This is a genomic window from Streptomyces sp. NPDC020996 (genome assembly GCF_040641355.1).
GTDB lineage: Bacteria > Actinomycetota > Actinomycetes > Streptomycetales > Streptomycetaceae > Streptomyces.
In genome coordinates this window covers 17,550-37,869 of record NZ_JBFADM010000039.1, presented here as the reverse complement: position 1 = coordinate 37,869, position 20,320 = coordinate 17,550, and the positions used below count along the sequence as shown (strand labels likewise).

19 protein-coding genes and 1 pseudogene are annotated in these 20,320 nt (G+C 74.9%); 14 read left to right on the top strand and 6 right to left on the bottom strand.

The window, feature by feature from the left end; translation table 11 throughout:
- Together AB0G63_RS24790 and AB0G63_RS24785 are read right to left on the bottom strand one after the other, a co-directional pair.
- On the bottom strand, positions 1 to 1,179 hold the full coding sequence (locus AB0G63_RS24790; protein WP_360754033.1) for an acyl-CoA dehydrogenase family protein: 1,179 nt from the start codon (positions 1,177 to 1,179) through the stop codon (positions 1 to 3).
- 91 nt (positions 1,180 to 1,270) lie between these two features.
- Entirely contained in the window at positions 1,271 to 1,645 is a 375-nt protein-coding gene (locus AB0G63_RS24785; protein WP_360754030.1) for a four-helix bundle copper-binding protein, read from the bottom strand.
- Positions 1,646 to 1,790: 145 nt separating this feature from the next.
- Here AB0G63_RS24785 and AB0G63_RS24780 point away from each other — a divergent pair.
- Both AB0G63_RS24780 and AB0G63_RS24775 read left to right on the top strand, forming a co-directional pair.
- Positions 1,791 to 1,944 (top strand): annotated as a pseudogene (locus tag AB0G63_RS24780) (ChaB family protein); the annotation flags it as partial.
- A 53-nt stretch (positions 1,945 to 1,997) separates the two neighbouring features.
- Positions 1,998 to 2,363, top strand: coding sequence for a DUF6479 family protein (locus AB0G63_RS24775; RefSeq protein WP_360754028.1), 366 nt, complete (start codon positions 1,998 to 2,000; stop codon positions 2,361 to 2,363).
- A gap of 153 nt (positions 2,364 to 2,516) precedes the next feature.
- Here AB0G63_RS24775 and ppdK read toward each other — a convergent pair whose 3' ends face one another.
- Both ppdK and AB0G63_RS24765 read right to left on the bottom strand, forming a co-directional pair.
- A complete protein-coding gene (gene ppdK, locus AB0G63_RS24770) occupies positions 2,517 to 5,204 on the bottom strand; it encodes a pyruvate, phosphate dikinase (protein ID WP_360754026.1) in 2,688 nt (895 codons plus the stop codon).
- A 9-nt stretch (positions 5,205 to 5,213) separates the two neighbouring features.
- Positions 5,214 to 6,116 carry a universal stress protein gene (locus AB0G63_RS24765; RefSeq protein WP_360754024.1) on the bottom strand — a complete coding sequence of 301 codons (903 nt, stop codon included), beginning with the start codon at positions 6,114 to 6,116 and terminating at the stop codon, positions 5,214 to 5,216.
- A gap of 171 nt (positions 6,117 to 6,287) precedes the next feature.
- Between AB0G63_RS24765 and AB0G63_RS24760 the strand changes: the two genes are divergently transcribed.
- The 12 genes from AB0G63_RS24760 to hypE all read left to right on the top strand — a co-directional run bounded on the left by AB0G63_RS24760 (position 6,288) and on the right by hypE (position 18,267).
- Positions 6,288 to 6,956: a universal stress protein gene (locus tag AB0G63_RS24760; RefSeq protein WP_360754021.1), complete on the top strand. Its 669-nt coding sequence runs from the start codon at positions 6,288 to 6,290 to the stop codon at positions 6,954 to 6,956.
- 203 nt (positions 6,957 to 7,159) lie between these two features.
- Entirely contained in the window at positions 7,160 to 7,666 is a 507-nt protein-coding gene (locus tag AB0G63_RS24755) for a hydrogenase maturation protease (protein ID WP_360754018.1), read from the top strand.
- Positions 7,663 to 9,957, top strand: coding sequence for a carbamoyltransferase HypF (gene hypF, locus AB0G63_RS24750; protein WP_360754015.1), 2,295 nt, complete (start codon positions 7,663 to 7,665; stop codon positions 9,955 to 9,957). Before AB0G63_RS24755 ends, hypF begins: the two co-directional genes overlap by 4 nt.
- Positions 9,958 to 9,963: 6 nt before the next feature.
- Positions 9,964 to 10,221, top strand: coding sequence for a HypC/HybG/HupF family hydrogenase formation chaperone (locus AB0G63_RS24745; protein WP_360754013.1), 258 nt, complete (start codon positions 9,964 to 9,966; stop codon positions 10,219 to 10,221).
- Positions 10,222 to 10,947: 726 nt separating this feature from the next.
- Complete coding sequence (locus AB0G63_RS24740) at positions 10,948 to 12,126, top strand: 4Fe-4S dicluster domain-containing protein (RefSeq protein ID WP_360754010.1); 1,179 nt, start codon at positions 10,948 to 10,950, stop codon at positions 12,124 to 12,126.
- Positions 12,126 to 12,590, top strand: coding sequence for a cyclic nucleotide-binding domain-containing protein (locus tag AB0G63_RS24735; protein ID WP_351890083.1), 465 nt, complete (start codon positions 12,126 to 12,128; stop codon positions 12,588 to 12,590). The genes AB0G63_RS24740 and AB0G63_RS24735 overlap by 1 nt, the downstream gene beginning before the upstream one ends.
- Positions 12,587 to 13,393, top strand: coding sequence for an FAD/NAD(P)-binding protein (locus tag AB0G63_RS24730; protein ID WP_360754007.1), 807 nt, complete (start codon positions 12,587 to 12,589; stop codon positions 13,391 to 13,393). The genes AB0G63_RS24735 and AB0G63_RS24730 overlap by 4 nt, the downstream gene beginning before the upstream one ends.
- Position 13,394: 1 nt before the next feature.
- Complete coding sequence (locus AB0G63_RS24725; RefSeq protein WP_360754004.1) at positions 13,395 to 14,147, top strand: oxidoreductase; 753 nt, start codon at positions 13,395 to 13,397, stop codon at positions 14,145 to 14,147.
- Positions 14,144 to 15,517, top strand: a complete 1,374-nt coding sequence (locus tag AB0G63_RS24720; RefSeq protein ID WP_360754001.1) for a nickel-dependent hydrogenase large subunit — start codon at positions 14,144 to 14,146, stop codon at positions 15,515 to 15,517. The genes AB0G63_RS24725 and AB0G63_RS24720 overlap by 4 nt, the downstream gene beginning before the upstream one ends.
- Entirely contained in the window at positions 15,510 to 16,136 is a 627-nt protein-coding gene (locus tag AB0G63_RS24715) for a CBS domain-containing protein (protein WP_360754000.1), read from the top strand. Before AB0G63_RS24720 ends, AB0G63_RS24715 begins: the two co-directional genes overlap by 8 nt.
- On the top strand, positions 16,133 to 17,236 hold the full coding sequence (gene hypD, locus AB0G63_RS24710) for a hydrogenase formation protein HypD (protein WP_360753997.1): 1,104 nt from the start codon (positions 16,133 to 16,135) through the stop codon (positions 17,234 to 17,236). The genes AB0G63_RS24715 and hypD overlap by 4 nt, the downstream gene beginning before the upstream one ends.
- Positions 17,233 to 18,267 carry a hydrogenase expression/formation protein HypE gene (gene hypE, locus AB0G63_RS24705; RefSeq protein ID WP_360753995.1) on the top strand — a complete coding sequence of 345 codons (1,035 nt, stop codon included), beginning with the start codon at positions 17,233 to 17,235 and terminating at the stop codon, positions 18,265 to 18,267. The genes hypD and hypE overlap by 4 nt, the downstream gene beginning before the upstream one ends.
- A 210-nt stretch (positions 18,268 to 18,477) precedes the next feature.
- Here hypE and AB0G63_RS24700 read toward each other — a convergent pair whose 3' ends face one another.
- Positions 18,478 to 19,071, bottom strand: coding sequence for a hypothetical protein (locus tag AB0G63_RS24700; RefSeq protein WP_360753992.1), 594 nt, complete (start codon positions 19,069 to 19,071; stop codon positions 18,478 to 18,480).
- 2 nt (positions 19,072 to 19,073) lie between these two features.
- Positions 19,074 to 20,063 carry a hypothetical protein gene (locus AB0G63_RS24695; protein ID WP_360753990.1) on the bottom strand — a complete coding sequence of 330 codons (990 nt, stop codon included), beginning with the start codon at positions 20,061 to 20,063 and terminating at the stop codon, positions 19,074 to 19,076.
- Positions 20,064 to 20,320: the final 257 nt, after the last annotated feature.

Sequence of the window (20,320 nt, the reverse complement as noted above, 5' to 3'; positions counted from 1 at the left end):
CTAACGCCGGACACGCGGCATCCCCAGACCGAGCCAGGAGATGATCTCCCGCTGGATCTCGTTGTTGCCGCCGCCGAAGGTGAAGATGACCGCGGAGCGGTAGCCGCGTTCCAGTTCGCCCCGGAGCACCGCGCCCGCCGAGCCCTCCTTCAGGGCGCCCGCCGCGCCGACGATCTCCAGCAGCCAGGCATAGGCGTCCCGGCGGGCCTCGGAGCCGTAGACCTTGACCGCGGAGGCGTCCTGCGGGGTGAGGGTGCCGTCCTGCACGGCGCCGACCATGCGCCAGTTCAGCAGCTTCAGGGCCTCCAGCCTGGTGTGGGTCTGCGCGAGCTTGCGGCGGACCCAGGCCAGGTCGATCACCCGGCGGCCGTCGGCGAGCTTGGTCTCCGTCGCCCAGCGCTGGACGTCGTGCAGGGCGCGGACGGCCATGGTGCCGTGCGCGGCGAGGGTGACCCGCTCGTGGTTGAGCTGGTTGGTGATCAGCCGCCAGCCCTGGTTCTCGGCGCCGACGCGGCGGGAGACGGGCACCCGGACGTTCTCGTAGTGGCTCGCCGTGGTGTCGTGCCCGGCGAGGGTGTGGATGAGGGTGCAGGAGTAGCCGGGGTCGGTGGTCGGCACCAGCAGCATGGTGATGCCCTTGTGCGGCGGGGCGTCCGGGTCGGTGCGGGTGGCCAGCCAGACCCAGTCCGCGGTGTCGCCGTTGGTGGTCCAGATCTTCTGGCCGTTGACGACGTACTCGTCGCCGTCGCGCACCGCGCGCGTCCGGAGGGAGGCCAGGTCGGTTCCGGCGCCGGGCTCGCTGTAGCCGATCGCGAAGTCGATCTCGCCGGAAAGGATCCGGGGCAGGAAGTGGGCCTTCTGCTCGTCCGTGCCGAACTGCATGATCGTCGGGCCGACCGTGTTGAGCGCCATCAACGGCAGCGGCACACCCGCCTGGGCCGCCTCGTCGAAGAAGATGAACTGCTCCATCGCCGTCAGCCCGCGTCCGCCGTACTCCTCCGGCCAGCCCACGCCGAGCCAGCCGTCCGCGCCCAGGCGCCGGACGGTGTCGCGGTAGAAGCGCTTCTGGGCGGCGGCGTCACCGTGGCGCGCGGAGGCGTCGTCCGGCATCAGACCGGCGAAGTAGGCGCGCAGTTCGGTGCGCAGCCGCTGCTGCTCGGGCGTGTATGCGAGGTGCACGGCGCCTCCAGGCTTCCCAGGCCGGTACTGACGGCGCACACCGTAGAACGTGTTCCAGAAATAGGGAATGGCGGTGCCGCTTTCGGCGGGGTCAGTTCAGCACCGTGAGGAACTCGGTGCACGCCCGGACGCAGTCCCGGCAGGCCCGCGCGCTCTCCTCGGCGCCCGGGACGACGTCGAAGACGTGGGCGCACTCCAGGCACACCGTGCGGCACCACTCCACCTGGATGCGCATGCCGGCCTCGTCCAGGCCGTTCTGCTCGGACAGCGCGCGGCAGGTGGCGTCGCACACCTCCGCGCACAGGATGCCCTTGCGGCGTACTTTCTCCTGCTCCTCCGTTCCGTCCGGATCCGCGAGGCTGGCGCGCAGCGCGCAGGCCCGCGCGCACTCGGTGCACGCCTGGGCGCAAGCGAAGCGGTCCTCCAGGAACCGGAAGAGCTCCTGCTGGGATGTCGTCGAAGTCACCCGGTCCGGGTAGCCGGTGCGGATGCCGTCAAACCGGCGTGGTGCGGGCCCGCGCGGGTTCTTCCGGTCCGCCGCGGGGCACTCGCGTCCCCTGGGCGGACCTTGGCTCGACGGAGCGGAACTTGGCTCGACGGAGGTGGACGCGATGCCCGGACGGCAGGAACTCCCCTCGACCCTGGAGCGCTCGTCCGGACGACGCCCGGCGCACCTGGATCAAGGCGCACGACTCGGCGGTCGAGCAGTACGGGGAGGGCGAGCGCGCCCACCGGGTGGCTTACGGCGCGCTGAAGCACATGTACCCGCCGGGCGAGGTGAGCAGGTTCATGCCGGGGACCGGGGGTACCCGCGCGCCATGAACAGCGCATCGATGGACATCGCCGCGGGCAGCGGCGCACTGGCGGCCGGGCTGATCGTGGCGGCGGTGGCTCTCGTCGCCCTGCTGATCGGCGCCTTCTGGATGGGGAGCCGCATTCGGCGCCGTGAGCCGGGGCCCCCGCATCCCGCCGAGCAGCCGCGGATCCCCGAGGAGGGGCCGGTCCGCGAGGTGCGGGAGCACCGGGAGCCCGACGAGGTGCCCCGCGGCGACCGCCGGCTCACCCCGCACGAGATGCCGGGCCACGGCAACTCCCCGACGCGGACCGGTACGGCGCGGGAGCGGCCCCGCTGGAGCGAGGGGAGCAGCGGCTCCTTCGGCAGCGGGGGGCCTGGCGGCGGCTGACCATCGGGTGCGGCGGCGGGTGCGGCAGCGTTGTGGCTGGTCGCGCAGTTCCCCGCGCCCCTTCCGGGCGCTGCCGCAGCCGGGGAGTGATTCCTGCGGCCCTTCCGGGCGCGAGGGGGGTGGCCTCGCGCCCGTGTTGGTGGTGTGTGGTTCTCAGCGGGTGTCGCTGGTCTTGGTGGTTTCTGTCAGGGCCGCGCGTCCCGCTTCCAGGCGGGCGGCCGGGATGCGGAACGGGGAGCAGGAGACGTAGTCCAGACCCGCGCGGTGGAAGAAGTGGATGGAGTCCGGGTCTCCGCCGTGCTCACCGCACACGCCCGTCTGCAGGCCGGGGTTGACCGCCCGGCCGGCCTCGACGGCGATCTCGACGAGCCGTCCGACGCCCTCCTGGTCGATCGTCTCGAACGGCGACACCTCGAAGACGCCCTTCTCCAGGTACAGCGGGAAGAAGGAGGCCTCCGCGTCGTCCCGGGACAGGCCCCAGGTCGTCTGGGTGAGGTCGTTGGTGCCGAAGGAGAAGAAGTCGGCGGTCGCGGCGATCTTCCCCGCGGTGAGCGCCGCCCTGGGCAGCTCGATCATCGTGCCGATCGGGCAGTCCAGCCCGGTGCCGGTCTCGGCGGCGACCTCGGCGAGGACGCGCTCCGCCTCGGCGCGGGCCAGCCGCAGTTCCTCGACCGTCCCGACCAGCGGGATCATGATCTCGGCCTTCGGATCACCGCCCGCGCGCAGCCGCGCGGTCGCGGCCTCGGCGACGGCACGCACCTGCATGGCCATCAGGCCCGGCACCGCCAGCCCCAGCCGCACGCCGCGCAGGCCCAGCATCGGGTTCTGCTCGTGCATGCGCTCGACGGCGGCGAGCAGCTCGCGGTCGCGCGGGTCGGGGTGTTCGGCCTCGGCCAGACGGACGGCGAGTTCCATGCGGTCGGGCAGGAACTCGTGCAGCGGCGGGTCGAGCAGCCGGATCGTCACCGGCAGCCCGTCCATCGCCTCGAGGATCTTCGTGAAGTCCTCGCGCTGCAGCGGCAGCAGCGCCGCGAGGGCCTCCTCGCGGGCGGTGTCCTCACGGGCCAGGATCATCGCCTCGACCAGTGCCCGGCGCTCACCGAGGAACATGTGCTCGGTGCGGCACAGCCCGATGCCCTGCGCGCCGAGGCTGCGGGCGCGTACGGCGTCCTCGGGGGTGTCGGCGTTGGCCCGCACCTGGAGGCGGCGCACCGAGTCGGCGTGCGCGAGCGCGCCGAGCACCGCCTCGGTCAGCGGGCCCTCGGCGGCCGCGGTCTCCAGCGCGCGGCCGACCTCGGACGCGGTGAGCGGCAGCTCGCCGAGGTGCACGGTGCCCGCGGTGCCGTCGACGGAGACGACGTCGCCCTCGTCGACGACGATGCCCGTCCCGGTGGTGAACCGGCGGGCGACCGTGTCGACGGCGAGTGCCTCGGCGCCGCACACGCACACCTTGCCCATGCCGCGCGCGACGACGGCGGCGTGGCTGGTCTTGCCGCCCCGGCTGGTGAGCACCGCCTGCGCGGCGATCATGCCAGGCAGGTCGTCGGGCGTGGTCTCCCGGCGGACCAGCACCACCTGCTCGCCGGCCGCGGCACGGCGTACCGCCTCGGCGGAGTCGAAGACGACGGCTCCCACCGCGGCGCCCGGCGAGGCGGGCACGCCGTGGGCGAGGGGCACGTCGTCCGACGTGGTGCGGAAGCGGGGGAACATCAGCCGGGTCAGTTCGGCGCCGCTGACGCGGACCAGTGCCTCGTCCTCGGTGACGGTGCCCTCCTCGCGCAGGTCGTGCGCGATGCGGAAGGCGGCCTCGGCGGTGCGCTTGCCGACGCGGGTCTGCAGGATCCACAGCTTGCCGCGCTCGACGGTGAACTCGACGTCGCACAGGTCGCGGTAGTGGTTCTCCAGGGTGCGCAGGTGGTCGACGAGCTCGCCGTAGACGCGCCCGTTCAGCTTCTTCAGCTCGCTCAGCGGCAGGGCGTCGCGCACGCCGGCGACGACGTCCTCGCCCTGCGCGTCGGGCAGGTAGTCGCCGTACACGCCGCGTTCGCCGGTGGCGGGGTCGCGGGTGAAGGCGACGCCGGTGCCGGAGTCGGCGCCGAGGTTGCCGAACACCATCGCCTGCACGTTGACTGCGGTGCCGAGGTCCTCGGAGATGTGCTCGCGCTGGCGGTAGACGCGGGCGCGCTCGGTGTTCCAGGAGTCGAAGACGGCGCGGATGGCGCGGGAGAGCTGCTCGGCCGGGTCCTGCGGGAAGTCCTCGCCGGTCTCCTTGCGGATGATGGCCTTGAACTCCTCGGTGAGTTCGGCGAGTTCACCGGCGTCCAGCAGGTGGTCGTCGGCGACGGCGCGCCGGGTCTTGTGCGCGGTGAGGGCCTGTTCGAACAGGTCGCCGTCCACGCCCATCACGGTGTGGCCGAACATCTGCACGAGCCTGCGGTAGGAGTCCCAGGCGAACCGCTCCTGGCCGGACGCCTTGGCGATCCCGGCGACGGACTCGTCGTTGAGGCCGATGTCGAGGATGGTCTCCATCATGCCGGGCATGGAGAAGCGGGCGCCCGAGCGCACGGACACCAGGAGGGGGTCGTCGGGTGCGCCGAGGGTGCGCCCCATGGCCTGCTCCAGGCCGGCCAGCGCCTGGGCGGCCTCGACCGCGAGTTCGGGCGGCTCCTCGCCGGTCTTCAGGTAGACCTTGCAGGCGTCGGTGGTGACGGTGAATCCGGGCGGGACGGGCAGTCCGATCCGCGTCATCTCGGCGAGTCCGGCGCCCTTGCCACCGAGCAGGGCGGCCATGTCGCGACCGCCCTCGGCGAATGCGTACACGTACTTCATCGGCTTGCTCATGGAGCCCTCTCAGAAGTGGGGCACGACGGCCACGGGGCAGCCGACGTGGTGGATGGCGGCGTGGGCGACGGGGCCGGTCCGCGGACCCGTCGGGCGTTCGGTGGCGTGGTGGCCGACGACGAGCAGGCTCGCGCCGGAGGCGGCCCGCACCAGCACGGACTGCGCGCGGCCCTCGGTCACGGTCTCGACGACCTCGACGTCGGGGTACTTCTCGCGCCAGACCTGCAGCACGGCGGTCAGGAAGCCGAGCCATTCCGCCGCCTGCTGCACCCCGCCCAGCAGGCCCGTCTCCGCCGGGCCCAGCCCGATCGGGGAGGGCTGCTGCCAGGCGTGCACGACCCTGAGGCGCGCGGCGCGCGACCGGGCCGCCTCGAAGGCGAACTCGATCACCTCGTCGCAGGCGTCGCCGAGGTCGACGCCCAGTACGACGTCCCGGTAGCCGGTCCGGGTGGACGGGCCCCCGTCGTCGTCGGGAAGGTGCTCGTCGGCGGCGTCCTCGCCGGCCCGGACGAGGACGACGGGCGTCTCGGACCGCGCCACCACACCCAGGGCGACGGAGCCGACCAGGAACCCGGTGAAGCCGCTCAGCCCGCGCGAGCCCAGCACGAGCAGGTCGGCCTCCTGGGCCGCCTTCAGCAGGGCGGCGGTCGCGGGGCCCTCCGTCTGCTCCTCCTCCACCCGGAGACCGGGACAGGCGGGGCGGATCCGGTCCTCCGCCTCCCGCAGGACACGGCGGGCCGGATGCCGTTGCGCGGCGCCGGCGGGATCGCCGCCGTCCGGGCGGGGGCGCCAGTTCCTTGCGTGCACCAGGCGCAGCGGCCGGCCCCGGCGTACGGCCTCGCGGGCCGCCCACTCGGCGGCCGCGAGGCTCTCGGCCGATCCGTCGACTCCGGCGATCACGGGGGGAAGCATGTGCGCACCTCCTGCGCTCGGCGAGCTCCTCCATGCCAGCGTCGGCCCGCGGCCGGGTGTCAGGTATGGGCCGCCAGGGCTCGAAGCGGGACCGTTCGGCCCCTGAGGGGCACGGCCGGTCTGCGGCCAATGTGGAATTCCGAACTCCCTTTCGCGGAAAGGCGGGAAGCCATGGAGCGGATGATCGTCGCCGGTGCGGACGCGTCGGCGGCCGGTTGCGCGGCGGCCTACTGGGCCGTGCGGGAGGCCGAGCTGCGCGGGGTGCCGCTGCACGTGGTGCCGGTGGCGCCGGCCGACGGCCCGGATGCCGTGCACACCCTGGGCGACGGCGCGGAACTGGTCGTGGTGGGCCTTCCGCCCGCCGCCGCGGACACCACCGCCGCGGCGCTTTTGGAGCGGGCGACGCGCCCGGTGGTGCTGGTGCCCGGGGCGCCGTCGAAGCCCGGCCGCGTGACCGTCGGTCTGGACGCCCGCGACCCCGCGGACGTCGTGCTCGCGTTCGCCTTCGAGGCGGCCCGGCTGCACCGGGCGACCCTGCACGCGGTGCACGCCTGGACGCTGCCCGAAGAGGCCACCGACTGGCTGTTCATCCTCGCGCACGACGAGCGGGCCACCTGGGAGGACCAGGAGGTGCAGCGGCTGTCCGACGCACTGCGGCCGTGGCGCACCCGGTACCCGGACGTCGACGTGCTGCAGGACGTCGTGCTGCTCGCCCCCGAGGAGGCCCTCAGCCACGCCTCCGGGAACGCCGGGCTGGTGGTCCTCGGCCGCCGCTCGGGCGGTACCGCCCTCGCCCTGCTGCGCAGCGCCCGCTGCCCGGTCGCCGTGGTCCCGGCGTAGGAACCGGTGATCCGAGCGGCCCTGCGGGCACCGCTGCGCGCGGGCCCCTGGTCCCGGCCCTGGTCCCGGCCCTGGTCCCGGCCCTGGTCCCGGCCCTGGTCCCGGCCCTGGTCCCGGCTCTGGTCCCGGCAAGGAGGATCGGCCCCGGCGGAGGGTCGTTCGGCCCCTGTGGGTCCGCGGCCGTTCGGCACACGGTGAAGGGCATGAGGACGCACAGGGGCACCGCGGTCATCGGCGTCGGCAACGACTTCCGGCGCGACGACGGCGTGGGCTGGGCCGTGGTCGCCCGGCTGCGGGATCGGGCCGCCGGGCGTCCCGACGCGCCGGACACCGTCTTCGCCACCTGCGACGGCGACCCGGGCCGGCTGATCGGGCTGTGGGAGGGCGCCGGCCTCGCGGTGGTCGTGGACGCGGCGCACGCCCACCCGGGCACCCCCGGCCGCGTGCACCGCCTCGAAGTGGACGGCGGGAACCTCACGGCGCCGTCGGCCACCAGCACCCACGGGCTGGGCCTGGGCGAGGCCGTCGAGCTCGCCCGCGTCCTCGGCCTGCTGCCGGAGCGACTCGTCGTCTACGCCGTCGAGGGCGCCGACTGCGACTTCGGCGCCGGCCTGTCCCCCGCCGTCGCGGCCGCCGTGGAACCGCTGGCCGACGCGGTCGAGGACGAGCTCGCGCACCGCGCGGACGAGGCGGCGAGGAGGCGGGCATGACCGTACGGCGCTTCCACGTCGAGGGCATCGTCCAGGGCGTCGGGTTCCGGCCGTTCGTGTACCGCACCGCGGCCCTGCTCGGTCTGGACGGCTGGGTGGCCAACGTCGACGGGCACGTGGAGGGCGAGGTCGCCGGGCCCGAACGGGCCGTCGAGGAGTTCGCGGTCCGGCTGCGGACCAGGGCCCCGGCGCTGGCCCGGGTGCGCCGGGTCCGGCTGACCGACGGCCCCCGCGAACCGGCGCTCCGCCCGGGTTTCCGGGTGCGCGACAGCGCGCCGGCCGCCGCGGCCCCGGCGACGCGGGAGATCCCGCCCGACGCCGCGATCTGCGACGCCTGTCTGCGCGAGCTGCGCGACCCGCGCGACCGCCGGCACCGCTATCCGTTCATCAACTGCACCGACTGCGGACCGCGCGCCACGATCATCGAGGAGCTGCCGTACGACCGGGTCCGCACCACCATGCGCCGCTTCCCGCTGTGCCGGGCCTGCGCCGCCGAGTACGCCGACCCGGCCGACCGCCGCTTCCACGCCGAGCCCGTCGCCTGCCCGGCCTGCGGACCCAGGCTGGCCTGGGCGGAACTGCGCGGCGAGGACGCGCTGCGGGCGGCGGTGAAGACGGTCGCCGACGGCGGGATCGTCGCGCTGAAGGGCCTCGGCGGCTACCAGCTGGTGTGCGACGCGGGCGACCCGGCGGCCGTGGCGGAGCTGCGGCGGCGCAAGCACCGCCCGGCGAAACCGTTCGCCGTGATGGTCCCCGACGTCGCCGCGGCACGCCGGCTGGCCCTGGTCGGCGCGGGCGAGCTGGAGGCCCTGACGGCCCCGGAGCGGCCGGTGGTGCTGCTGGCCCGGCGCCGGTGGCGGGGCACGCCCGCGCTGGCGCGCGAGGTGCATCCGGGCCTGAGCCGGGTGGGCCTGTTCCTGCCCACCACCGGCCTGCACCATCTGCTGCTGGACGGACTCAGACGACCGCTCGTCGTCACCAGCGGCAACCTGAGCGACGAGCCCATAGCGGTCGACGACGCCGACGCCCGCCGCACGCTGGCCGGCATCGCCGACGGTTTCCTCACCCACGACCGGCCCATCCGCTCCCGGTACGACGACTCGGTGGTGCAGTTCGCCGGACGCACCCGGATCACCGTGCGGCGGGCGCGCGGGCTGGCCCCGGCGCCGCTGCCGCTGCCGCCGGCCGTGCGGGAGCCGGTCGCGGGGGCCGGAGCCCAGCTCAAGCACACGTTCACGCTGGCCGTCGACGGCCGGGCCCACCTGGGTCCGCACACCGGCGACCTGGCCGACCCGGCGGTCCACGACGCGTTCCTGGCGTCGTACGACCACCTCCGGCGGCTCACCGGCATCGAGCCCGCGGTGCTCGCCCACGACCTGCACCCGGGCTATCTGTCGACGCAGTGGGCCATGGCGCAGCCGGTGCGGCGGATCGCCGTCCAGCACCACCACGCGCACGTGGCGGCCTGCGCGGCCGAGCACGGGGTGCGCGGCCGGTTCCTCGGGGTGGCCTACGACGGCCTCGGCCTGGGGGACGACGGCACCCTGTGGGGCGGCGAGATCCTCCTGGCCGACCTGACCGGCTACCGGCGCGTGGGCCGGTTCGCGACCGCGCCGCTGCCCGGCGGCGACGCCGCGGTACGGCGTCCGGTGCGCACGGCCCTCGGCCGGCTGCTCGGCGGGGAGGCGCTCGGGGCGCAGGCGCTGGACCCCCTGCTGACCCGGCACTTCACCGGCCGGCTCGACCCCGCCGAGGTGGCCGGGGTGCGCGCCATGGTCGCCCGGGACGTCAACTGCCCGCGCGCGTCCAGCGCCGGGCGGCTTTTCGACACGGTCGCCGCCCTGCTGGGCCTGTGCGAGCGGGCCGGTTACGAGGGCGAGGCGGCCGTCCTGCTGGAGGCCGCGGCGGGCGCCGAGCACGCCGTACCGCTCGCCCACCGCGTCGTGCGGGTGCGGGACCTGTGGGTGTACGACCCCGCGCCCACCCTCACCGACCTGCTGGAGCGGCAGCTCGCCGGTGAGCCGGTGGCGCGGCTGGCGGCCGCCTTCCACCTCACGCTCGGGATCGTCACGGCGGAACTCGTCGGCCGGGCCGTGGCCGACGGCGCGCCGCGCACGGTGTGCCTGGGCGGCGGCTGCTTCGTCAACCGGCGGCTGCTGACCGAGGTCAAGCGCCGGCTGCACGCGCAGGGGCTGCGGGTACTCGTCGGTGGGCAGGTCCCCGTCGGGGACGGCGGCATCAGCTACGGCCAGGCGGCGGTCGCGGCCGCGCGGCTGGCCGGAGAGAGGTGAGCGCGCATGTGTCTGGGCATCCCGGGCCGGGTCGTGGAGGTCCACGACGACATGGGCCTGCGCATGGCCACGGTCGACTTCGGCGGGGTGCGGCGCGAGGTCTGTCTCAGCTGCACCCCCGACGCGGACGTCGGCTCGTACGTCATCGTGCACGTCGGTTTCGCCATCACCCGGGTCGACGAGGCGGAGGCCCGCCGGACGCTGGAGGTACTGCGGTCGATGGCGGGAGCGGTGGAGGGGGAACTGGGCGAACCCCTGCCGTAGTGGGTCCCCGCCGCACCGGACGTCGCGGCCCCCGCCCGCACCGGTCGTGGGCGCGACCCGCCCGCACCGGTCGTGGCCCGGGGAGCCGCCCGCACCGGTCGTTGGCGAGACCCGCGCCGGCAGCCGGTCGGCGCCTTTGGGTGCACGGGCGCCGGTCGGCACCTCCGGGTGCACGGGCGCCGGCAGGCACGGGGAGCAGCGCGAACCGCCGACGCGGATACCGCCGCCGACGCCCGCGGCGGGCAGGAGACCAGCCCGCATCCGGGAAAGCGCCCTCCGGCGCACGTCGGCGGTCCGGATCCGGTCGGCACGGGCAGGAGGCCCAGTCGGCCCCGACACCGGCCGGTACCTCCGGGTGCACGGGCGCCGGTCGGCACAGGGAGCAGCGCGAACCGCCGACGCGGTATCCCGCCGTCGAGCCCCCCGCGGCCAGGAAACCGACCCGCACGAAGAAACCAGCGCCCGTCCCCGCCGCCGGACGCCCGGCGGCGGGGAACCAGCCGGCACGAGCAGCGGCGCACACCGCCGACGCGTTATCCCGCCGTCGCGCCCGGGCGCCCGCGGGCGGGAGACCGGCGCGCACGAGGGACAGCGGCCGTCGGCGCGCGCCGGCGGCGGGGATCCGGTCGGCACGGGGAGCAGGGCCGGTCGGCCCCTGCCGCGGGTGGCCCCGCCGCCGGAACCTGACGGTGGAGGTCCACGACCACCGGGACGAGGAGGACCGTCATGACCGTCACCGCAGCCCCGGCCGTGCTCGACCGGGACGGCCTGGGCGCCCTGGTCGCGGCTCTGGTGGCCCGGGGACGAACCGTCGTGGGGCCGACCGTCCGCGACGGCGCGATCGTGCTGGCCGAGCTGACGTCGGCGGACGCGCTGCCCTACGGCTGGGGCGTGGAGCTGGAGGCCGGCCACTACCGGCTGGTGCGGCGCGCGGACGGGGCGGCCTTCGCCAACAGCGCCGGCCCGCAGTCCTGGAAGGCGTTCCTGCACCCCGCTCGGCAACGGCTGTGGAGCGCCGACCGTACGCCCGAGGGCGACGTCTCCTTCACCGCGGACGAGCCGGAGCCGCCGTCGTACGCCTTCCTCGGCGTCCGCCCCTGCGACCTGCGGGCCATCGCGATCCAGGACCGGGTGCTGGCCGGGGGACGGTACGCGGACACCGGCTACGCCGCGCGCCGCTCCGGGGCGCTGCTGATCACCGCCGAGTGCACCGAGCCCGGCGCGACCTGTTTCTGCGTCTCCACGGGCGGCGGGCCCGCCGCCGACCCCGGCTACGACCTCGCGCTCACCGAGGTGATCGACGAGCAGGGCCACCGCTTCCTGGTGCGCGTCGGCAGCGAGGAGGGCGCCCGGCTGCTGGCGGAGGTGCCGCACCGCGCGGCCGACCCGCCCACCGAGACCGCCGCGCGCGACTCGGTCGAGGCGGCCCGCGACCGCATGGGCCGCGCCCTGCCCGAGGTGGACCTGCGCGCCCTGCTGGGCGCCAGCCTGGACGCCGAGCGCTGGAACGACGTCGCCGCCCGCTGCCTGACCTGCGGCAACTGCACGATGGTGTGCCCGACCTGCTTCTGCACCACCACGGAGGAGGTCACCGACCTCACCGGTGACCACACCGAGCGCTGGCAGCGCTGGGACTCCTGCTACGACCTGGACTTCTCCTACCTGCACGGCGGCCCGGTGCGCTCCTCCGGGCGCAGCCGCTACCGGCAGTGGCTCACCCACAAACTCGGCACCTGGCACGACCAGTTCGGCACGACGGGCTGCGTGGGCTGCGGGCGCTGCATCGTCTGGTGCCCGGTCGGCATCGACATCACCGAGGAAGTGGCCGCGCTGAAAGCCGAGACCGGAACGCCGGAGACGGAGACCGAAGCGCCGGAGGCCGAGACCGGAACGGAGACGGACTGATGCCCCCCTCGATCGCCCTGCGCATGAACCACGCCCTGCCCGCCGAGCACCGTGAGCGGCTGCTGCGCGTCGGCCGGGAGGTCACCTTCCCGCAGGGCACGCGCCTGTTCGAAGAGAGCGGGCACGCCGACCGGTTCTGGATCGTCAGGAGCGGCACCGCCGCGCTCGACATGCACGTGCCCGGCCGCCGGCCGCCGGTCGTGGAGACGCTCGGCGTCGGCGACCTGGTCGGCTGGTCCTGGCTGTACGAGCCGTACGTCTGGCAGCTCGGCGCCGAGGCCGTCACCCGGCTGGAGACGTACGAGTTCGACGCCGTCGCCGTCCGGCTGATGTGCCTGAACGACGCCGAGTTCGGGCGCGCCGTCGAGCACTGGGTCGGCCGGGTGCTCGCCCACCGGCTGAACGCGGCCCGGGCCCGGCTGGTCGACCTGTACGGGATCTACGAGACCAGGGAACCGCGATGACCGCCGTACCGGTGCCGTATCGGGTGGCCGGCCGCCGGGAGGAGACGGCGGACACGGTCACGCTGCGCCTGGAGCCGGTCGGTGCGGCGCTCGAGGAGTTCCTGCCCGGCCAGTTCGCGATGGTGCACTCCTTCGGCCGCGGCGAGATCCCGGTCTCCGCGAGCTCGGTGCAGTCCACGGGCGGTCTCGCGCACACGATCCGCTCGGTCGGCGCGGTCTCCGGCGGGCTGTGCGCGGCCCGGGTGGGTGATGTCGTCGGCGTCCGCGGTCCGTACGGCACCGGATGGGAGCTCGAGCGGGCGCGCGGGCGGGACGTGGTGGTCGTGGCGGGCGGCATCGGCTTCGCCCCGGTGCGGCCGCTGGTCCTCGGCGCGCTGGCCGAGCCGGCGGCCTACGGCCGCGTCAACGTCCTGATCGGGGCCCGAACCCCGGGCGACCTGATCGCCCGCGAGGAGGTGGCGGGCTGGGCCACGGCGTACACCGGGGTCACCGTCGACCAGCCCGACGGGCAGTGGCGGGGCGACGTCGGTGTGGTCACCCAGCTGCTGGGGCGGGCGCGGTTCGATCCGGCGGACACCTGGGCGTTCGTCTGCGGGCCCGAGCCGATGATCCGGTCCGCCGCCCGCGAACTGGCGCAGCGCGGCGTGCCGCGCGAACGGATCCGGGTCTCGCTGGAGCGCAACATGCGGTGCGCGACCGGGACGTGCGGACACTGCCAGCTCGGCCCGCTGCTGGTGTGCCGGTCGGGCGCCGTCGTGGACTGGGCTTTCGCCGAACCCCTGCTTTCGGTGAGGGAGTTGTGAGATGGCACCGAAGCTCGCCGTGTTCAAGCTGGCTTCCTGCGACGGCTGCCAGCTCACCCTGCTGGACTGCGAGGACGAACTCCTGGCGCTGGCGGGCGAGGTGGAGATCGCGCACTTCCTGGAGGCGTCCAGCGCGGTGGAACCGGGCCCCTACGACCTGTCGCTGGTCGAGGGTTCCGTCACCACGGCGGACGACGCCGAGCGGATCCGGCAGATCCGCGTCGCCTCCCGCCACCTGGTCACCATCGGCGCGTGCGCGACCGCCGGCGGCGTCCAGGCGCTGCGCAACTTCGCGGACGTCGACGAGTACCGGCGCACGGTCTACGCGCGCCCCGAGTACATCTCCACGCTCGCCGACTCCACCCCCGTCTCCGCCCATGTGGCCGTCGACTTCGAACTGCGCGGCTGCCCCATCGACCGCCGTCAGCTCATCGAGGTGATCACCGCGTTCCTCGCCGGACGCAAGCCCGACGTGCCCGACCACAGCGTGTGCTTCGAGTGCAAGCGGCGCGGCAACGTCTGCGTCACCGTCGCCCACGGCACCCCCTGCCTCGGCCCTGTCACGCACGCCGGGTGCGGGGCCCTGTGCCCGACCTACCACCGCGGCTGCTACGGCTGCTTCGGGCCGTCGGGGTCGGTGAACCTGCCCGCGCTGATCCCGTTGCTGCGCCACGACGGCATGGACGACGACGCCGTGCTGCGGTTCCTGCACACCTTCAACGCCGCCGCGTTCCAGAAGGAGTTGGACCAGTGACACACCGCGGATCCCGTGTCCTGCACGTCGGCTCGCTGTCCCGGGTCGAGGGCGAGGGCGCGCTGCGCCTGCACGTGCACGACGGCACGGTCACCGAGGCCCGGCTGGAGATCTACGAACCGCCGCGGTTCTTCGAGGCGTTCCTGCGCGGCCGGGCCCACACCGAGCCGCCCGATCTGACGTCCCGGGTGTGCGGCATCTGCCCGGTGGCGTACCAGATGAGCGCGTGCGCGGCGGTCGAGGACGCCTGCGGCGTGACGGTCGAGCCGGCCGTCCGGGCGCTGCGCCGCCTGCTGTACTGCGGGGAGTGGATCGAGAGCCAGGCGCTGCACGTCTACCTGCTGCACGCCCCGGACTTCCTGGGCCGGTCCGGCGCGATCGACCTGGCGCGCACCCACCGGGCCGAGGTGGAGCGGGGGCTGCGGCTGAAGAAGGCCGGCAACGACCTGATGGAGCTCCTCGGCGGGCGGGCGGTGCACCCGGTCAACGTACGGCTCGGCGGCTTCCACCGCACCCCGTCGCGCGAGGAACTGCGGCCCATCGCCGCGCAGTTGAGGCGGGCGCTGGACGACGCGTGGGCGACCGTGCGCTGGGTGGCCGGTTTCGAATTCCCGGACGCCCGCACCGACGCCGCCCTGCTGGCGCTGGCCGAGCCGGACACGTACGCCATCGAGGGCGGCGCCCCGAGCGTCCTGTGGCCCGACGGCTCCACCGGCTCCTTTCCCGTCGCGGACTTCACCGAACACGTCACCGAGACCCAGGTGGCGCACTCCACGGCGCTGCACTCGCGGCTCGACGGGCGCCTCCATCTCACCGGATCCCTCGCCCGGTTCGCGATCAGCGGCCGGCTGCTGTCCCCGGTGGCGCTGCAGGCGTGTGCCGAGGCGGGGCTGGGCGATCCGCGCGAGGGCGCCGTGTGCCGCAACCCGTTCCGCTCCATCCTGGTGCGGGCGGTGGAGACGGTGTACGCCGTCGACGAGGCGCTGCGCATCATCGGCTGCTACGAGCCGCCCGAGCGCCCGTACACGGACGTCCCGCCGGTCGCGGGCGTCGGGCACGGCGCGACCGAGGCGCCCCGCGGGCTGCTGTACCACCGCTACGAGATCGACGCGGAGGGCCTCGTCACCGCCGCGCTGCTCGTGCCGCCGACCGCGCAGAACCAGGGCGCGATCGAGGAGGACCTGCTGCGCCTCGTCCAGCGGGCGATCGGCGAAGGGGACCCGGGGGACGCCGAGTTGACGGCCCTGTGCGAGCGGGTGATCCGCAACCACGACCCGTGCATCTCGTGCTCCACCCATTTCCTCGACCTGACGGTCGTCCGTACCTCCGGCACTACACCGGCAGAACCAGCGGGAGGCTGCGATGCCTGAGACTCCGTACACCGTGAGCGATGTGATGACGCAGACCGTCATCGCCGTCGGGCGTGACGCGCCCTTCAAGGAGGTCGTCGGCCTGATCGACCAGTGGAAGGTGAGCGCCCTGCCCGTCCTGGTGGGCGAGGGCCGGGTAATCGGCGTGGTGTCCGAGGCCGACCTGCTGGCGAAGGAGGAGTTCCGCGACGGGGGCGAGGAGGACGCCGAGCGCGACGAGCGGCGCAAGGCCGCCGCGCTGACCGCGGGCGAGCTGATGAGCAGCCCGGCGGTGACAGTGCACGCGAACGCCTCGGTCGCCGAGGCCGCCCGCATCATGGCGCGCCGGCACGTCAAGCGGCTGCCCGTGGTGGACGGGGTCGGCCTGCTGCAGGGCGTGGTGAGCCGCAGCGACCTGCTGAAGGTCTTCCTGCGCGAGGACGAGGAGATCGCCGAGGAGATCCGGCACGACGTGCTGGGCCAGCTCCCGATCACCACCGAGCTGACGGTCACCGTGCGGGACGGCGTGGTCGTGCTGAGCGGCCCGCTGCCCGACCGCACCCTCGTCCCGATCGTCGCCAGGGCGGTGCGGGCCGTCGAGGGGGTCGTCGACATCCGTCTGGATCTCAGCAGCCGATGAAGTACCTCGACGAGTACCGCGACCCCGTGCTCGCCCGGCGGCTGCTGGGGGAGCTGCGGCAGACCGCCACGCGCCCCTGGCGGATCATGGAGGTGTGCGGCGGCCAGACCCACACCCTGGTCCGCCAGGGCATCGACGAGCTGCTGCCCGCCGGAATGCGGATGATCCACGGCCCGGGCTGCCCGGTGTGCGTGACGCCGCTGGAGACGCTGGACCGGGCCATGGCCGTGGCCGCCCGGCCCGGCGTGCTGTTCACCAGCTTCGGCGACATGCTGCGGGTCCCCGGCTCCCGCTCCGACCTGCTCTCGCTGCGGGCGCGAGGCGCGGACGTGCGGGTGGTGTACGCGCCGATGGACGCCGTACGCCTGGCGGCCGCCCACCCCGACCGGGAGGTGGTCTTCCTCGCGGTCGGCTTCGAGACGACGGCGCCCGCGAACGCGACGGCGGTGCTGCACGCGGCCCGGCTGGGGCTGACGAACTTCTCGATGCTGGTCAGCCACGTCCTGGTGCCGCCCGCCATGACGGCGCTGCTCGACGACCCGGACTGCGAGGTGCAGGCGTTCCTGGCGGCCGGGCACGTGTGCGCGGTGATGGGCTGGCGCGAGTACGAGCCGATCGCCGCCCGCTACCGGGTGCCGATCGTGGTCACCGGCTTCGAGCCGCTGGACCTGCTGGAGGGCGTGCTGATGGCCGCGCGGCAGCTGGAGTCCGGACGGCACGAGGTGGAGAACCAGTACGTGCGGGCCGTACGGCGCTCGGGCAACACCGACGCGCAGGACGCCGTCCGCAGGGTGTTCCGGGTCACCGACCGGTCCTGGCGCGGCATCGGCTCGCTGCCCGACAGCGGTCTGGAACTCGCCGAGGAGTACGCGCGGTTCGACGCGGCCCGCCGGTTCGACGTGGGCGGGCTGTCCCCGGTGGAGGACCCCGAGTGCATCGCGGGTGCGATCCTCACGGGCGCACGGGTGCCCACCGACTGCCCCGCGTACGGCACCCGTTGCACGCCCCGTCATCCGCTCGGCGCGCCCATGGTGTCCTCGGAGGGCACGTGCGCCGCCTTCCACGCGGCCGGCCGCATCGCCCCCAGGAGCACGGCATGACCATCGAATGCCCCACCCCGCACCACGAGGACGAGATCGTCCTGCTCGGCCACGGCGCCGGCGGGCGCCTCTCCGCGGAACTCCTCGACAGCCTGATCCTGCCCGCGTTCGGCGAGGCCGGCGGGCCGCTGGAGGACGCGGCGCTGCTGCCGGGCCGCCCCGACCTGGTGATGAGCACCGACAGCTTCGTCGTCAGCCCGCTGTTCTTCCCCGGCGGGGACATCGGCTCCCTCGCCGTCCACGGCACGGTCAACGACCTCGCCATGCGGGGCGCGTGGCCGCTCGCTCTGTCGGTCTCCCTGATCGTCGAGGAGGGCCTGCCGCTGGCCGAACTCCGGGCCGTGACGGCGTCGTTGGGCAAGGCCGCGCAGGACGCCGGGGTTCCCGTGGTCACCGGCGACACCAAGGTGGTGGGGCGCGGCGCGGCCGACCGGCTGTTCGTGAACACCACCGGCGTAGGGCAGCGGCAGGCGCCGCTGTGCCCGTCGGCGGCGTCGGCCCGCGCCGGGGACGCCGTCCTGCTGTCCGGGCCGATCGGGCTGCACGGCACGACCGTGCTCAGCACCCGCGAGGGCCTCGGCTTCGAGAGCGACATCGCCTCCGACAGCCGTCCGCTGCACCGGCTGGTGCGCGCGCTGGCGCCGCTGGGCGCCGCCGTGCACGTGCTGCGCGACCCGACGCGGGGCGGACTGGCCGCCGCGCTCAACGAGATCGCGCGGGACTCGTCCGTCGCGGTGGAGATCGAGGAGTACGCCGTCCCCGTGCCGGAGGCGGTCGCCTCCGCCTGCGACCTGCTCGGCCTCGACCCGCTGGTGGTCGCCAACGAGGGCTGTCTGGTCGCCTTCGTCGACCCGGCCGTCGCCGGGGACGCGCTGGCCGCGATGCGGTCGATGCCCGAGGGCGCGCAGGCGGCCCGCATCGGCGAGGTCGTGCCCGACGGCCCCCGGGGCCGGGTGACCCTGCGGACCCTGGTGGGCGCCCGCCGCATCATGGACATGCCGCTGGGGGAACAGCTTCCGCGGATCTGCTGAGGACGCGGAGCTGCTGGGCGACGCACCCACAGCTGTTGAGGACGCGGAGTCGCTGGGGACACGCGGATCTGCTGAGGGACGCAGAGTTGCTGAGTGCGCGGACTTGCTGGGCGACGCGGATCTGCTGGGGACGCAGAGTTGCTGAGGACGCGGACTTGCTGGGCGACGCAGAGCTGCTGAGGCACGCTGAGGGCCGGGGGCGTCGGCGCGTCAGCCCGTCCGGCCCCGCCACTGCGGGCTGACCACGGCCCACTCCGCGTCCCAGCGGTTCAACCGGCGGCGGTCGATGCGGGCGCACACGCCCCAGCCGGCGAGCAGCACCAGGCTGCCGCCGATCACCGCGGCCCCCGCGCCGAGTGCCGCGCCCTGGGCGCGCGCCCCGTCGGCGGTGGCGGGCGCGGAGACGAGGTTGCCCTCACGGTCCAGCCAGATCCGGGTGGTGCCGCCGGCCTGGCTTCCGGGCTCGACGACGGTGATGCCCTGGCGGGTGGTGCCGTGCGTCAGGGTCCAGCGCACGGTGGCCCACGCCCGGGAGCTGCCGCCCCCGTCCACCGAGGACGTGCCGCGCGCCGCGTCCTCGAGCAGCACGGCCGTCACGGCGTGCCGGTCGGCCCGCAGTCGGCCGATGCTCCGCTCGACCGCGCCCGCCGTCGCCACGCCCGAGGCGACGGCGACGAGCAGGGCCAGGATCCAGGTGGCGATCAGCAGCCAGCCCTCGACCAGGTAGCTGCGGGGCCGGAGCGGGTTGCGGCGCAGCCGCCACCAGCGTGTTCCGGCCGCTCGGGGGCGGGTGACGCGGGCCATCGTCACCACCGCGCCGGCGCGCTGTCGTGGACGAGGACCCGGATGGCGGGACGACGGGAGGTGGCCCACCGCTGTCCGGTACGGCCGAGCCGCAGCACCACCTGCGGGAAGTGGCCCGCGGTGAGGTGGCGACGCATCCGCGCCCGCAGCTCCGGCAGTTCGAGGGGCTGGGTGTGGAAGGCGGCCATCACGCCCCGGGCGGCGGCGGACAGCAGCACGCGCTGCAGCGCCTGCCCCGAGCGCAGCCAGTCCTGGCGTCCGTCGCGCGCGGTGGACAGTACGGCGACGGTGCCGGTGCCGGCGGCTCGCCTGCGGGCCGGGACGACGTACCGGCGGGAGAGGTAGAGGTAGTCGCGGCCGGCGAGGAGCGTGCAGTCCGGGTGGTAGCGGCACGCCTCGGCGGGCACCCGGTCGGGCCCGACGCAGCGGGCCACCTCCGCCGCGTGCACCGGGTCCGCGCGGTGGCAGTCCTCCGCGGTGCGCACCAGCCGGGCGAGCAGCTCGAGTTCCTCGGGTCCGTCGATGACCTGGAAGACGGCTCCCTCGGCCCGTGCGTGCTCGCTCAGCTCGTCGAGGAACTCGCGGGGCAGCGACTCGGAGGCGAACGGTCCGCGGTGGGTGTGCCGCAGCACCATCGCGCCGGCCATTGCGGCCTCGTCGGCGGAGACGGGGGCGTGGGCGGCGAAGCCGACGTGCGCCAGGAAGGCGGGGTCGGCCGGGTCGGGCAGCAGCTCGACGGCGGGTTTGAAGCCGAGGTGCCGTACCGCCATCCGCGCGTTGAACAGGGCCGCCCCGCAGGCGAGGACCATCTCCCTGCCGTCGGGGTCGGACAGGAGCATGCGCCGGGCGGCGTCGGCGTGCACCTCGAAACCGTGGTCGTAGCCCTCCTCGACGAAGAACCACGGCTGGCTGTTGTGCGGCGAGGGCGCGAGGGAGGCGGCGCGGGCCAGATGCACGGCAGCGTGGCCGGGCTTGTCGTACGACACGGACATGGGTCTCCCGCCTTTCGCGAACCGTCCACCCGTCGTGAACCGTCCACACCCAGGGTCCCGGCCGGACGTCCGCCGGGGCATGGGCCGACGGTCCCGGCAGTCGGCCTGTGCGGCCCTCCCGCGGCTCTCCCGCGACCCGGTTCGCGCCCGGTCGCGGGCGCCGCGGCCCTCCGCCTCCGGCCTGGCGGACGCGGGCGGCCGGCCGACCCCGGGTTGCCCGGCCGTTCGGCCCGCGGCCGGGGCCGTACAGCACTGGG

What these genes read in the sequence shown, in the direction of transcription:
- AB0G63_RS24775 (WP_360754028.1), top strand. Translation starts at nt 1,998, where the DNA reads ATGAACAGCGCATCGATGGACATCGCCGCGGGCAGCGGCGCACTGGCG.
- ppdK (WP_360754026.1), bottom strand. Translation starts at nt 5,204, where the DNA reads ATGAGCAAGCCGATGAAGTACGTGTACGCATTCGCCGAGGGCGGTCGC.
- AB0G63_RS24765 (WP_360754024.1), bottom strand. Translation starts at nt 6,116, where the DNA reads ATGCTTCCCCCCGTGATCGCCGGAGTCGACGGATCGGCCGAGAGCCTC.
- AB0G63_RS24760 (WP_360754021.1), top strand. Translation starts at nt 6,288, where the DNA reads ATGGAGCGGATGATCGTCGCCGGTGCGGACGCGTCGGCGGCCGGTTGC.
- AB0G63_RS24755 (WP_360754018.1), top strand. Translation starts at nt 7,160, where the DNA reads ATGAGGACGCACAGGGGCACCGCGGTCATCGGCGTCGGCAACGACTTC.
- hypF (WP_360754015.1), top strand. Translation starts at nt 7,663, where the DNA reads ATGACCGTACGGCGCTTCCACGTCGAGGGCATCGTCCAGGGCGTCGGG.
- AB0G63_RS24745 (WP_360754013.1), top strand. Translation starts at nt 9,964, where the DNA reads ATGTGTCTGGGCATCCCGGGCCGGGTCGTGGAGGTCCACGACGACATG.
- AB0G63_RS24740 (WP_360754010.1), top strand. Translation starts at nt 10,948, where the DNA reads ATGACCGTCACCGCAGCCCCGGCCGTGCTCGACCGGGACGGCCTGGGC.
- AB0G63_RS24735 (WP_351890083.1), top strand. Translation starts at nt 12,126, where the DNA reads ATGCCCCCCTCGATCGCCCTGCGCATGAACCACGCCCTGCCCGCCGAG.
- AB0G63_RS24730 (WP_360754007.1), top strand. Translation starts at nt 12,587, where the DNA reads ATGACCGCCGTACCGGTGCCGTATCGGGTGGCCGGCCGCCGGGAGGAG.
- AB0G63_RS24725 (WP_360754004.1), top strand. Translation starts at nt 13,395, where the DNA reads ATGGCACCGAAGCTCGCCGTGTTCAAGCTGGCTTCCTGCGACGGCTGC.
- AB0G63_RS24715 (WP_360754000.1), top strand. Translation starts at nt 15,510, where the DNA reads ATGCCTGAGACTCCGTACACCGTGAGCGATGTGATGACGCAGACCGTC.
- hypD (WP_360753997.1), top strand. Translation starts at nt 16,133, where the DNA reads ATGAAGTACCTCGACGAGTACCGCGACCCCGTGCTCGCCCGGCGGCTG.
- hypE (WP_360753995.1), top strand. Translation starts at nt 17,233, where the DNA reads ATGACCATCGAATGCCCCACCCCGCACCACGAGGACGAGATCGTCCTG.
- AB0G63_RS24700 (WP_360753992.1), bottom strand. Translation starts at nt 19,071, where the DNA reads ATGGCCCGCGTCACCCGCCCCCGAGCGGCCGGAACACGCTGGTGGCGG.
- AB0G63_RS24695 (WP_360753990.1), bottom strand. Translation starts at nt 20,063, where the DNA reads ATGTCCGTGTCGTACGACAAGCCCGGCCACGCTGCCGTGCATCTGGCC.